Raw genomic sequence first — 11,272 nt, 5'->3', positions numbered from 1 at the left:
CATGCTGGACCTGAACGACTACCCCGTGACCCTGACCCCCGACGGCGACACCGTGCTGGTGACCTTCGCCGACGTGCCCGAAGCCATCATGTTCGGCGCCGATGAAGACGAGGCGCTGTTGCAGGCGGTCGATGCGCTGGAGACGGCGCTGTCGTTCTACATCGAGGCGCGCCGACCCCTGCCTGTCGCCAGTGCGCCGCAACCGGGCCAGCGCACCGTGCGTCCCTCGGCGCTGGAGTGTGCCAAGCTGGGTGTGTACCGGGCGATGACCGAACAGGGCGTGAAGAAATCGGAACTGGCTCGCCGACTCGGCTGGCACCTGCCGCAGGTGGACCGGCTGCTGGATCTGGGCCACGCTTCGCGATTCGACCAGATCGAGGCGGCGGCGCGCAGCCTCGGGCGCGAGGTGCGCATCTCGGTGTCTTGAGCGCATCTTCTTCTTGGCATCTGAGATGGCCGAGCCGATTGAGGTGGACTCGCCCATGAACCCACTTGACAACTAAAACCTAGTTGGTTAATTTCATCCCATCGCTCATGGAAAAGCGCACCCCTCATTGCAAGCTGTCGATCGTCAAGACCTTGGTCGATGCGGGCAAGGTGCACATGACCCAGAGTGCGGTCATCGGAGGAAGACTGCTGGGAATCGATGAAGACGGCATCGTGTCCACGGTCCTGGCCCTCACCCCGCAGGATTTCTACAAATCGATGACCACTCACGCCGATCACCGCCTTTGGCAAGACGTGTACCGTCCCCGCACGGCGGTTGGCGGTGTCTACCTGAAGCTGACGGTCATCGAGGATGTGCTGATCGTGTCGTTCAAGGAGCTGTGACCATGAAATGCCCCGCCTGCGGCGCCGCCGAACTGGTGCATGACACCCGCGACGTGCCCTTCACCTACAAGGGTGAAACGACGACCATCCCGGCCGTGACCGGTGATTTCTGCCCCGCCTGCACCGAGTCCGTTCTCGACATGGCCCAGGCTCGCCGCTTTGGCGATCAGGTGGCCGAGTTCGTCAAGCAGGTCAACGCCGCCATCGTCGATCCCGGCTTCATCGCCGACGTGCGCAAGAAGCTCGACCTCGGCCAGCGCGAGGCCGCCCAGATTTTCGGCGGCGGCGTCAATGCGTTCTCGCGCTACGAGACCGGCAAGACCCGGCCGCCGCTGGCCCTGGTGAAGCTGCTGAAGCTGCTGGACCGGCACCCGGAGTTGCTCAGCGAGGTTCGGGCGGGGTAGGGACTGGGCCGACCCGCACGCACCGGATGTACAGTGTGTCCATGATTCATGACCATGAAGGTGCTCACATGACGCTTTCCGCTGTGCCTGCCGGCGAGTTCAAGGCCCGCTGTCTGCAACTGCTGGACGATGTGGCGTCCACCGGGGAGGCGCTGGTCATCACCAAGCGTGGCCGACCCGTGGCCCGCCTGGTGCCGATGCCTCGGGCCGAGCCGCCCCGCTCGCTGTTTGGGGCGCTCAAGGGCCGGGTGTTGTCGCAAGGTGACCTGATCGCGCCGATCGATGAGGTCTGGGACGCCGAGGCATGACCGGTGTCTTGCTGGACACCCACACCCTGGTCTGGCTGGTCGAAGGCGATGAGCGGTTGTCGGTCGCGGCGCGAAAGGCCATTGACGACGCCTGCGCCGATCAGCAGGTGTGGCTGAGCGCCATCACGCCCTGGGAAATCGGCATGCTGGTCACCAAGGGGCGCTTGGGCCTGGGTCAGGATGCCGAGCAGTGGATCGCCGCCGTGCTGGCTTTGCCTGGGGTTCGACTGGCTGAGCTGTCTCCGTTGATCGCCATCGCCAGTTCACGCCTGCCGGGTGTCCTGCATGGCGACCCGGCCGACCGCATCATCGCCGCCACGGCGCGGCACCTGGACCTGATGCTGATCACCGCCGATCAGAAATTGCTGGCCTATGGGGCACAGGGTCACCTGCGCGTGCAAGCAGCCTGATCGCTGCTGAAGCTGCTGAAGCTGCTGGACCGGCACCCGGAGTTGCTCAGCGAGGTTCGGGCGGGGTAGACGCCCTCAAAGAAACAGGTCCGCCCGCCTCCAGGACACGCTACTTCCGCGCCAGATACACCCCCGCCATCGCGATCACCATCCCGCCCATCGCCACCGGGCTGAGCGCCTCCCCGAACAGCGCCCACGCCACCACCGCCGTGCAGGGCGGCACCATGTAGAACAGGCTGGCCACGTTCACCGCCGTGCCCGAGCGGATCAGGAAGTTCAGCAGCCCGACCGCGCCGAGCGAGAGCACCAGCACCAGCCACGACAGCGCGAAGACGAAGGCGCCCGAGGACCAGTCGATCGCGCGGTCCTCGGTGGTCCAGGCGAGCGCGCCGGTGAGCAGCAGGCACGGCAGGAACTGCGCCACCGCGCCGGTGCGCCAGTCGAAGCGCGGGCAGAAACGCTTCTGGTAGAGCGTGCCGGCGGTGATGCCGAGCAGGGCGATCAGCGCCGCGGGCAGGCCGGGCAGGTGGACGATCTGGCCCAGCGTGTGCAGGTCCAGCCCCGCTCCGGCCAGCCGCGACGACAGCACCAGCACCACGCCGACCAGCCCGAGCACCAGCCCTAGCCACTGCTTCGGCCGCACCGCTTCGCCCAGCACCCAGCCGGCGCCGACGGCGGTCAGCAGTGGCTGCAGCCCGACCACCAGGCTCGACACGCCCGCCGGTAAGCCTTGCGAGATGCCGGTGAACACGCCGCCGAGGTAGACCGCATGCACCAGCAGCCCGGCCACCGCCAGGTGTCCCCAGGCCCGTACGCCCTGCGGCCACGGCGCCCGCACCCACAGGGCGGCGGCGGCCATGAGCGTCACGACCAGCGCATAGCGCATCGCCAGGAAACCCAGCGGCGGCGCGTGCGGCAGGCCGAGCTTGGCGCCGATGAAGCCGGTGCTCCACAGCAGCACGAAGAGCAGGGGGGCGTGGCGGGTCCAGCCGGTGGGAGTGGGGGGTGTCATGGGGGAACGGGGCGCGCGCGGGATCAGTGGCTGGCAGTATCGCAGCGTCCCGGCGGAGCGGTCCCGGAGCGGTCCGGGCCGCCCGGTTCAGGGTGTTTCCAGCAGCCGCACCAGTTCGTTCCAGAACGGCGGCGGCGCACCCCAGGTGTTCTCGTTGGCCTGCCACTGGCCGCCTGTGCTGGTGACGCCGATCCAGGTGGCGTCTGCCTGGCGGGCGCGGGCCACGACGGATTGCAGGGCGGCCGACGTCGTGGCCGTGTGGACGAGGTGCCACGTCTGCAGACCGCGCTGGCGAGCCTGTTGCGTCACCGCGGTCAACACGGTCTCGCGTTCGGCATGGCTGGCGGCCGTGCCCTCGAAGACGACCACGGTTTCACCCGCCTGCAGCCCGTCGAGCACACAGGCGTCGGCGATGCCCGGGTTGAACGCCAGCAGCGGGGCTGGCGAGCCGTCGCGGCGGTACTTGGTGACCAGCGCCCGCAGTCGCGCGTACTGGGCGGAGAAGACCGTGCAGTCCCAGGTGGTAGGTGCGGTCTCGTCGAAGAACAGGCCGTCGAGGTCGGGCATCTGCGTCAGGTAGGTGGCCACATGGGCCTCGATGCGGGCCCAGGTCTGGCACACACCGACCTGGTCGCAGTCGTGGCGAAAGTAGCCGGTGGGCACGTAGCCGAGGTGGCGCACGCCGCGTGCGCGCAGTTCTGCCGAACGGCGCTGCCAGGTGGCAAGGTTGGCCACAGGCGTGTTCGCGGTGCCGGTGGCCAGAATGCCCACCTCCGGATTTAGCACCGCCAGGCTGGCCGTGGGCAGCAGCCGGTAGGCTTCGGCGTTGCTGCCCCAGTAGCTGATGACCCCGAGCCCTGGGCGGAGGGCGGCCCCTTGCGTGGTGGCCGTGGGGATGGTGGTGGCTGCAGTGGAGTCGGGTGCGCCGCCGCCGCCACAGCCGCCGAGCAGCCCCGCGCTCAGCAGCGCCATGGTCCACCGCCGCACCGGCCGCGGGTCTTGCCAAGGGATGTTCATCGCGCCGGACCTCAGGAAAAGCAAAGGAAGTGACAAAACTGATAATTTCATCACATCCTAACGGCCGAATCTGAGCCGCTGCTTGTCAGAAGCTTGTCAGTGGCTTTTCTGGGGCCTCTTGGCGAGAGGCGGTCGGCGGAGAAGGGTTCAGCGTGTGGGGGGCTGGTGCCGGGCGATCTTGCCCAGCAGCTCGATCAGCAGCGCGCGTTCGGCGCGGCTCAGGCAGCCGTCGAGTTCGGCTTCCATCGCGGGCGTCCTGGCGCTGATCTCGTCGGCCATCGTGCGGCCGGTGTCGGTCAGCAGGACATGCTGCGAGCGGCGGTCGACCTCGCTGCGCACCCGCTGCAGCAGGCCGCGCTCCTGCATCCGGTCGAGCAGGATGGTGAGGTTGGGCGCCGACAGGGCCAGCGACTGCGCGAGCTGCTTGGGAGTCATCTGCGCATTGGCCGCCAGCAGCATCAACAGCGAGTATTCGACCGGGCGCAGGTCGTAGGGCTGGCCGAAGTGCTTGAGGAAGGTGATGTGGGTCGTCACGCGGGCGCAGGCCAGGTGGTGGCCGACGACACTGTCGAGCACCCCCTGCGCGGGCATCTGTTTCTTGGTACTGCTGCTCATCACCGCATGATGCCCGCCCCCGGGCGCAGCGCCCATCACCCCGGGATCCAGCCCAGCGTCAGTGTCGCGTCTGCCACACGCTGCCAGCGCCAGCGTGCGGCCGGCAGCAGCCAGGTGCGGCCGTGCTGGGTGAGGGTCTGCAGCCAGTCGCGCCGCGCGGTGTCGGTGTCGTGCAGCGCCGCCCGGGCCAGCCGCGCCCAGCTCCACGCCAGCAGGCTGTGGCCGAGCGCATGCAGGTAGTCGTCGGCGACGAGGAAGGGCCGGTCCGGTGCCGCCGCACGGCCGGCCTGCAGCGCCGCCGTGGCCGCGACGATGGTCTCGACCTCGTCGGTGAGCGTGGCCGCCCAGGTGCGCAGCGTGCCGTCGGCGTCGTCCGGCGTGGCCCGCAGCGTGTCGATCTCGATGCGGAAGGCGTCGATCAGCAGGTCCAGCCGCTGCGGCCGGTCCAGCACCTTGCGCATCAGCAGGTCGATGGCCTGGATCTCGTTGGTGCCTTCATAGATCAGCGCGATGCGGCTGTCGCGCACATGCTGCTCGATGCCCCAGTCGTGCACATAGCCGTGGCCGCCGAGCACGCCGAGCGCTTCGTTGGCGCCGTGGTGGCCGAGGTGGGTCAGGAAGGCCTTGAGGATCGGCGTCAGCAGGGCGACGAGGTCGTGCCGCTCCCGGCGCACGGCGGCGTCGGGGTGGTGTTCCGATTCGTCGAGCAGGATGGCGGTCCAGTACGCCATGACCCGCGCGCCCTCGCACTGTGCGTGCAGATCGAGCAGTTGCCGGCGCATCGCCGGATGCCAGGCGATCGGGTCCGGGCCTTTCGGGCTGAACTGGGCGGGGTCGGCGCCGGCCGGGCGGGCTGGGGCGCGCAGTTGCAGCCGCTCGCGGGCGTAGCGGGTGGCGATCTGGCAGGCGGCTTCGAGGTGGCCGAGACCCTGCATCCCGACGTGCAGCCGCGCCGAGTTCATCATCAGGAACATCGCGGCCAGCCCGGCGTTCGGCTCGCCCAGGATCCAGCCTTCGGCGTTCTCGAAGCGCATCTGGGCGGTGGCGCTGCCCTTGATGCCCATCTTCTTCTCGATGCCGTCGCACCAGGCGCCGTTGCGCCGGCCGTCCGGCAGCCACTTCGGCACCAGCACCAAGGTCAGGCCCTTCGTCCCCGCTGGCGCGCCGGGCAGGCGGGCGAGCACGAGGTGGACGATGTTGTCCGTCATGTCCTGGTCGCCGCCGGAGATGAAGATCTTGTTGCCGGTGACGGTGACGGCGGCGCCATTGGCGACCGGCGCGTCCGGATCGACCGGCTCGCAGCGGGTGCGGGTCAGGCCGAGGTCGCTGCCGGCCTGCGGCTCGGTCAGGTTCATCGTCGAGAGCCATTCGCCGCTGACCACCTTGGGCAGGTAGCGCGCGCGCAACTCGGGGACCGCATGGTGGCGGATCGCCTCGTAGGCGCCGTGCAGCAGGCCCGGGTACATCGTCCAGGCGTGGTTGGCCGAGACGAGCATCTCGAACAGCGCCGCGTTGAGCAGGCTGGGCAGGCCTTGCCCGCCGTCCTCCGGCGCGCAGGGCAGCGAGGGCCAGCCGCCGTCGACGAAGGCCTTCCACGCCGCTGGGTAGCCGGCGGGGGTCTTCACGGCGTTGGCGTGCCAGTGGCAGCCTTCGGTGTCGCCGGGGCCGTTGATCGGCGCGATGACTTCGTGGGCGAAGCGGCCGGCTTGCTCCAGCACCTCGCGGGCGGTGTCGGCGTCGAGGTCGGCGAAGTCGGGCTGGGCGCGCCATGAGGCCGGCGCGTCCAGCACCTGCTCGATGACGTACTGCATGCGCTGCAGGGGCGGGGTCCAGGTGCTCATGGGGCGTAGGTGCTGCGTTACTTCTTCTGCGCGCCGAGGTAGGTCTCGATCACGCGCGGATCGACCGCCAGGTCACGCGCCGGGCCTTCCAGCGCGATCGCGCCGGTTTCCAGCACGTAGCCGTAGTCGGCGATCTCCAGTGCGGCGCGGGCGTTCTGCTCGATCAGCAGGATGCTCACGCCGGTGGCGCGCAGCTTGGTGAGCGTGCGGAAGATGTCCCGCACGATCAGCGGCGCCAGCCCCAGGCTCGGCTCATCCAGCATCAGCACCTTGGGCTGGCTCATCAGCGCACGGCCCACGGCCAGCATCTGCCGCTCGCCGCCCGACATCGTGCCGGCGAGCTGGTCGCGGCGCTCCTTCAGGCGTGGGAACAGGTCGTAGACCACGTCGATCTGGTCGCGCCACTGGCCATTGCCGCTGCGCATCTGGCGCCAGCCGCCGAGCACGAGGTTGTCCTCGACGGTCATGGTGGTGAACAGCTCGCGCTTCTCGGGCACCAGCGCCAGGCCCGCCATCACGCGCTCTTCGAGCGTGATGTTGGCGAGGTCCTGGCCGTCGAACAGGATCTTGCCCGTCGAGGGCAGCACGCCCATCAGCGCGTTCAGTGTCGTGGACTTGCCAGCGCCGTTCGGGCCGATCACCGTGATGACGCTGCCACGCGGCAGCGCCAGGTCCAGGCCCGAGAGCACTTCGGCCTTGCCGTAGCCGGCGTGCAGGCCGGTGACGGACAGCAGGGGCGTGGTGGAGGTGGAGGAAGTCGTCATCGTCTCAGTGCTCCGTGCCGAGGTAGGCGGCGCGCACGATCGGGCTGGCCTGCACTTCGGCGGGCGTGCCCTCGATCAGCCGCGTGCCGAACTCCATCACGACGATGCGGTCGGTCAGGTTCATCACGAAGTCCATGTCGTGCTCGACCAGCAGCAGGCTCATGCCTTCGGCCTTCAGCTGGCGCAGCACATCCGACAGCGCCTGCTTCTCCTTGTGGCGCAGGCCGGCGGCAGGTTCGTCCAGCAGCAGCAGCGCCGGATCGGTGCACAGCGCGCGGGCGATTTCCATCAGCCGCGCCGGGCCGAGCGCCAGGTTGCCGGCCAGCTCGTGCATCTGGTCCTTCATGCCGATGCGCTCCAGCTGGCGCTCGGCTTCGCGGAACAGCTGGCGCTCCTCGGCGCGGTCCAGCCGCAGCATGGCCTTGACCGTGCCCGACGAGCTGCGCAGGTAGCCGCCCAGCGCCACGTTCTCCAGCACCGTCATCTCCGGCAGCATCTTCACGTGCTGGAAGGTGCGCGACATGCCGCGGCGGGCGATTTCCCGCGACGACAGCGCCGAGACGTCCTCGCCGCGGAAGCTCACCCGGCCCGCGGTCTTGTCGAGCACGCCGGACACGAGGTTGAAGGTGGTCGACTTGCCGGCGCCGTTCGGTCCGATCAGGCCGACGATGTCGCCGGCGCGGATCTGGAACGACACGTCGTTGACGGCCACCAACCCGCCGAACTGCTTGCGCACCTTGTCCACGTCGAGCAGCAGCTCGCCCGGCTGCGGCTTGCTGCGCTCGGGCAGCGGCGGCGCATCGGCCCAGTCGCGCACGCGGCGCTGGTCCGGCATCCAGCGCGCGAACAGGCGCTCGATGTGCGGCCACAGGCCTTCGGGTGCGTACTTCAGCACGACCACCAGCACCACGCCGAACACGATCACCTCGTAGTTGCCGCTGGTGCCGATCAGCATCGGCAGCCAGTCCTTCAGGTGGTCCTCGATCAGCTTGACCAGCGCCGCGCCCGTGAAGGCGCCCCAGACGTGGCCGACGCCGCCGAGCACGGCCATGAACAGGTACTCGATGCCCTTGGCCAGCGAGAACGGCGAGGGGTTCACCGTGCGCTGGAAGTGCGCGAACAGCCAGCCGGAGACCGACGCCAGCATCGCGGCCAGCACGAAGACCTGCACCTTGTAGCGGAAGGTCGAGATGCCCATGGCTTCCGCCATCGTCACGCCGCCCTTGAGCGCGCGGATGGCGCGGCCGGTGCGCGAGTCGAGCAGGTGGATCACCGCCAGCGCCGACAGCAGCGCCACGGCCCAGATCACGTAGTAGAAGCTCCGGCCCGATGCCAGGCTCTCCCCGAAGAATGTCATCGCCGGCACGCCCAGGATGCCGTCGTACTTGCCCAGCGTCTCCATGTTGGACATGGTGTAGTAGAGCGACAGCGCCCAGGCGATGGTCGCCAGCGGCAGGTAGTGGCCCGACATCTTCAGCGTCACGGCCGCCACCACCAGCGCGACCAGCACCGTGATCGCCAGCCCGATGAACACCGTCAGCCACGGCGAGACGGCGAAGTTCACGGCCAGCGTCGCGGCGGTGTACGCCCCGATGCCGACGAAGGCGGCCTGTCCGAACGAGGTGAGCCCCGCCACCCCGGTCAGCAGCACCAGCCCGAGCGAGACGATCGCGTTCAGGCCGATGTAGTTGAGCTGGGTGATCCAGAACTCGGGAACCGGCAGGACCGGCAGCAGCGCCAGCAGCGCCACGAATGCAATGAACCAGCGTGTGCGTGCCGCCACGTCAATCCTCCTCATGATGCGGGTCACGCAGCGAACGCCACAGGAGCACCGGCAGGATGGAGGTGAACACGATCACCTCCTTGAAAGAACTCGCCCAGAACGAACCGAACGCTTCCAGCAGACCGACCCCGATCGCTCCGACCAGCGCCAGCGGGTAGCTCGACAGCCCGGCGAACACCGCGGCGACGAAGCCCTTCAGGCCGATCAGGAAGCCGGAGTCGTAGAACACCGTCGTCGTCGGGCCGATCAGCAGCCCCGACAGCGCGCCGATGAAGGCGGCCACCGTGAAGCTCAGCCGCCCGGCCTGGACGGTGGAGATGCCCATCAGCTGCGCGCCGAGCCGGTTCACGGCCGTGGCGCGCAGCGCCTTGCCGTACAGCGAACGCTCGAAGAACAGCCACAGCATCACGATCAGCGCGGCCGAGGCCATGAAGATGATCAGCGTCTGGCCGGACAGCATCAGCGGGCCGAGCGTGAAGCGCGTGTCCCAGAAGCTCGGGTTGCGGAAACCTTCGGCGCCGAAGAACAGCAGGCCGAGTCCAAGGAGCGCAAAGTGCACGCCCACCGAGACGATCAGCAGCACCAAGACTGTGGCATCCGCCAGCGACTCATAGGCCAGCCGGTAGGTCAGCCCGCCCAACGGGGTCACGATGGCCAGCGTCAGCAGCGCCTGCGCCACCAGCGGCAGTTGCATGGGTGCCATGACCATCGCCGCCGTCGTGATGACCAGCGGCGCGGCCAGGGTGAGCACTGCGTCCTTGGCGACCAGTCCGGCCGGTCGCCCGCGACGCAGGCCATGGAAACTCTCGACCGCCGCGACCAGTCCGGCCATGACCATCAGCAGCCAGGCGGTGCCTGGCACCTGGCCTGTCTGCAGCATGGCCAGGGTCAGTGCGCCAAAAGCGACGAACTCGCCCTGCGGGATGAAGATCACCCGCGTGACGGCGAACAGCAGCACCGTCGCGGTGGCCAGCAGCGCGTAGACCGCGCCGTTGGTCACCCCGTCCAGGGCCAGAATGCTTGCGATCGAGAAGTCCATGGCGTTATTCGACCTTCCAGTCGCCGTTGACCACCTTCAGGATCACGCCGGTCTCGGTCGTGAAGCCCCAGTGGTTGTCCTTGGTGTAGTTCAGCACGCCGTGTGCGACGACCGTGCGGCCCATCGTCTCGGTGGCTTCCTTGAGGGCGGCGCGGAATTCCGGCGTGCCGGGCTTGCCCTTCTTCAGCGCCATCGGGACGATCTTCTCCAGCACCAGGGCCGCGTCATAGCCATGACCGGCGAACTGGTTGCGCGAGTTCGGGCCGTAGGCCTTTTCGTACTTGGCGACAAAGTCCTGCGCGATCTTCTTGGACGGGTGGGTGTCCGAGAGCTGGTCGGCGATCACGGCCGGGCCGGAGACGACATAGGCGCCTTCGACGTCCTTGCCCCCGACGCGCATCAGGTCGCGCGAAGCGGCCGCATGGGTCTGGTAGATCTTGCCCTTGAAGCCGCGTTCGACGATGGCCTTGTGCGGCATGGCCGCGCCCGAGCCCGAGGCGACGATCAGCATCGCGTCCGGATTGGCAGCGACCAGCTTCAGCGCCTGGCCCGTGACGGCCGTGTCGCTGCGGGAGAAGCGCTCGGTGGCGATGACCTTGATCGGCAGCTTCAGGGCGGCGGCTTCGGCCTGGAAGTCCTTGAGCCAGCTTTCGCCATAGGCGTCGGTGTAGCCGAGGAAGCCGACGGTCTTCACGCCGAGCTTGTTCATGTGCTGCAGCATGGCGTGCGACATCACGGCGTTCGACTGCGGCAGGCGGAACGCCCAGGTGTCCTTGCCGGCGGGCAGCACGGCGGGCGACAGCATGAAGTGCGGCGTGGCGGCTTCGGCCACCGTGTCGGCCATGGCGATCGCGACCGGCGTGGCCACCGAGCCCATCACGATGTCCACCTTGTCTTCGGAGACGAAGCGCTTGGCGTTCTGCACGCCCTTGGTCGGGTCGGTGGCGTCATCCAGCACGATGACCTTGAGCTTCTCGCCGGCGATCGAGGTCGGCCAGAGCTTGATCTGGTTGCCGATGGGAATGCCCAGGCCGCTGGCCGGGCCGGTCAGCGGCAGGCTGACACCGATGGTGATGTCGGCCTGTGCCACGCCCGACACGGCCCACAGCGCCGCAGCGGCGACCAGGGTCTTGAGAAGCGTCGGCGAGGGGAGCGAGGTCTTCGGGTGGGTCATGTCTTCCTCCGGTTTCCGGTGGGTGGTGGCAATGTGCCGTTGAGAAGGGTCAAAATCCATGCGTATATTCCCGA

Annotated in this window: 13 protein-coding genes; 5 read left to right on the top strand and 8 right to left on the bottom strand. The window is 68.5% G+C overall.

Annotated features, from left to right (window positions below):
• The 5 genes from U5O44_RS10965 to U5O44_RS10945 form a co-directional block, all read left to right on the top strand.
• On the top strand, positions 1 to 427 hold a 427-nt coding region (locus U5O44_RS10965; protein ID WP_322588456.1), incomplete at its 5' end, for a type II toxin-antitoxin system HicB family antitoxin.
• Between the two features lie 107 nt (positions 428 to 534).
• Positions 535 to 831 (top strand): type II toxin-antitoxin system MqsR family toxin, encoded by a 297-nt coding sequence (locus U5O44_RS10960; RefSeq protein WP_322588455.1) that lies wholly within the window; start codon positions 535 to 537, stop codon positions 829 to 831.
• A gap of 2 nt (positions 832 to 833) precedes the next feature.
• Entirely contained in the window at positions 834 to 1,235 is a 402-nt protein-coding gene (locus U5O44_RS10955) for a type II toxin-antitoxin system MqsA family antitoxin (protein WP_322588454.1), read from the top strand.
• 68 nt (positions 1,236 to 1,303) lie between these two features.
• Complete coding sequence (locus U5O44_RS10950; RefSeq protein ID WP_322588453.1) at positions 1,304 to 1,543, top strand: type II toxin-antitoxin system Phd/YefM family antitoxin; 240 nt, start codon at positions 1,304 to 1,306, stop codon at positions 1,541 to 1,543.
• Positions 1,540 to 1,953 (top strand): type II toxin-antitoxin system VapC family toxin, encoded by a 414-nt coding sequence (locus U5O44_RS10945; RefSeq protein ID WP_322588452.1) that lies wholly within the window; start codon positions 1,540 to 1,542, stop codon positions 1,951 to 1,953. Before U5O44_RS10950 ends, U5O44_RS10945 begins: the two co-directional genes overlap by 4 nt.
• A gap of 109 nt (positions 1,954 to 2,062) precedes the next feature.
• Here the strand turns inward: U5O44_RS10945 and U5O44_RS10940 are convergent, their stop codons facing one another.
• The 8 genes from U5O44_RS10940 to U5O44_RS10905 form a co-directional block, all read right to left on the bottom strand.
• Positions 2,063 to 2,965, bottom strand: coding sequence for a DMT family transporter (locus U5O44_RS10940; protein ID WP_322588451.1), 903 nt, complete (start codon positions 2,963 to 2,965; stop codon positions 2,063 to 2,065).
• 87 nt (positions 2,966 to 3,052) lie between these two features.
• On the bottom strand, positions 3,053 to 3,982 hold the full coding sequence (locus U5O44_RS10935; RefSeq protein WP_322588450.1) for a spherulation-specific family 4 protein: 930 nt from the start codon (positions 3,980 to 3,982) through the stop codon (positions 3,053 to 3,055).
• 147 nt (positions 3,983 to 4,129) lie between these two features.
• Positions 4,130 to 4,597 (bottom strand): MarR family winged helix-turn-helix transcriptional regulator, encoded by a 468-nt coding sequence (locus U5O44_RS10930; RefSeq protein ID WP_322588449.1) that lies wholly within the window; start codon positions 4,595 to 4,597, stop codon positions 4,130 to 4,132.
• 35 nt (positions 4,598 to 4,632) lie between these two features.
• Positions 4,633 to 6,438, bottom strand: a complete 1,806-nt coding sequence (locus U5O44_RS10925) for an acyl-CoA dehydrogenase family protein (protein ID WP_322588448.1) — start codon at positions 6,436 to 6,438, stop codon at positions 4,633 to 4,635.
• 17 nt (positions 6,439 to 6,455) lie between these two features.
• Entirely contained in the window at positions 6,456 to 7,202 is a 747-nt protein-coding gene (locus U5O44_RS10920; RefSeq protein ID WP_322588447.1) for an ABC transporter ATP-binding protein, read from the bottom strand.
• A 4-nt stretch (positions 7,203 to 7,206) separates the two neighbouring features.
• Positions 7,207 to 9,000, bottom strand: coding sequence for a branched-chain amino acid ABC transporter ATP-binding protein/permease (locus U5O44_RS10915; protein ID WP_322588446.1), 1,794 nt, complete (start codon positions 8,998 to 9,000; stop codon positions 7,207 to 7,209).
• Positions 8,987 to 10,024 (bottom strand): branched-chain amino acid ABC transporter permease, encoded by a 1,038-nt coding sequence (locus tag U5O44_RS10910; protein WP_322588445.1) that lies wholly within the window; start codon positions 10,022 to 10,024, stop codon positions 8,987 to 8,989. Before U5O44_RS10910 ends, U5O44_RS10915 begins: the two co-directional genes overlap by 14 nt.
• Positions 10,025 to 10,028: 4 nt before the next feature.
• Entirely contained in the window at positions 10,029 to 11,198 is a 1,170-nt protein-coding gene (locus tag U5O44_RS10905) for an ABC transporter substrate-binding protein (protein ID WP_322588444.1), read from the bottom strand.
• Between the last annotated feature and the right edge of the window lie 74 nt (positions 11,199 to 11,272).

Source organism: Sphaerotilus sp. (genome assembly GCF_034519685.1).
In the GTDB taxonomy this organism is placed as follows: Bacteria; Pseudomonadota; Gammaproteobacteria; order Burkholderiales; family Burkholderiaceae_C; genus Sphaerotilus.
The sequence above is the reverse complement of the archived record's forward strand: the minus strand, read 5'-3'. Positions and strand labels throughout refer to the sequence as shown.

What these genes read in the sequence shown, in the direction of transcription:
- U5O44_RS10960 (WP_322588455.1), top strand. Translation starts at nt 535, where the DNA reads ATGGAAAAGCGCACCCCTCATTGCAAGCTGTCGATCGTCAAGACCTTG.
- U5O44_RS10955 (WP_322588454.1), top strand. Translation starts at nt 834, where the DNA reads ATGAAATGCCCCGCCTGCGGCGCCGCCGAACTGGTGCATGACACCCGC.
- U5O44_RS10950 (WP_322588453.1), top strand. Translation starts at nt 1,304, where the DNA reads ATGACGCTTTCCGCTGTGCCTGCCGGCGAGTTCAAGGCCCGCTGTCTG.
- U5O44_RS10945 (WP_322588452.1), top strand. Translation starts at nt 1,540, where the DNA reads ATGACCGGTGTCTTGCTGGACACCCACACCCTGGTCTGGCTGGTCGAA.
- U5O44_RS10940 (WP_322588451.1), bottom strand. Translation starts at nt 2,965, where the DNA reads ATGACACCCCCCACTCCCACCGGCTGGACCCGCCACGCCCCCCTGCTC.
- U5O44_RS10935 (WP_322588450.1), bottom strand. Translation starts at nt 3,982, where the DNA reads ATGAACATCCCTTGGCAAGACCCGCGGCCGGTGCGGCGGTGGACCATG.
- U5O44_RS10930 (WP_322588449.1), bottom strand. Translation starts at nt 4,597, where the DNA reads ATGAGCAGCAGTACCAAGAAACAGATGCCCGCGCAGGGGGTGCTCGAC.
- U5O44_RS10925 (WP_322588448.1), bottom strand. Translation starts at nt 6,438, where the DNA reads ATGAGCACCTGGACCCCGCCCCTGCAGCGCATGCAGTACGTCATCGAG.
- U5O44_RS10920 (WP_322588447.1), bottom strand. Translation starts at nt 7,202, where the DNA reads ATGACGACTTCCTCCACCTCCACCACGCCCCTGCTGTCCGTCACCGGC.
- U5O44_RS10915 (WP_322588446.1), bottom strand. Translation starts at nt 9,000, where the DNA reads ATGAGGAGGATTGACGTGGCGGCACGCACACGCTGGTTCATTGCATTC.
- U5O44_RS10910 (WP_322588445.1), bottom strand. Translation starts at nt 10,024, where the DNA reads ATGGACTTCTCGATCGCAAGCATTCTGGCCCTGGACGGGGTGACCAAC.
- U5O44_RS10905 (WP_322588444.1), bottom strand. Translation starts at nt 11,198, where the DNA reads ATGACCCACCCGAAGACCTCGCTCCCCTCGCCGACGCTTCTCAAGACC.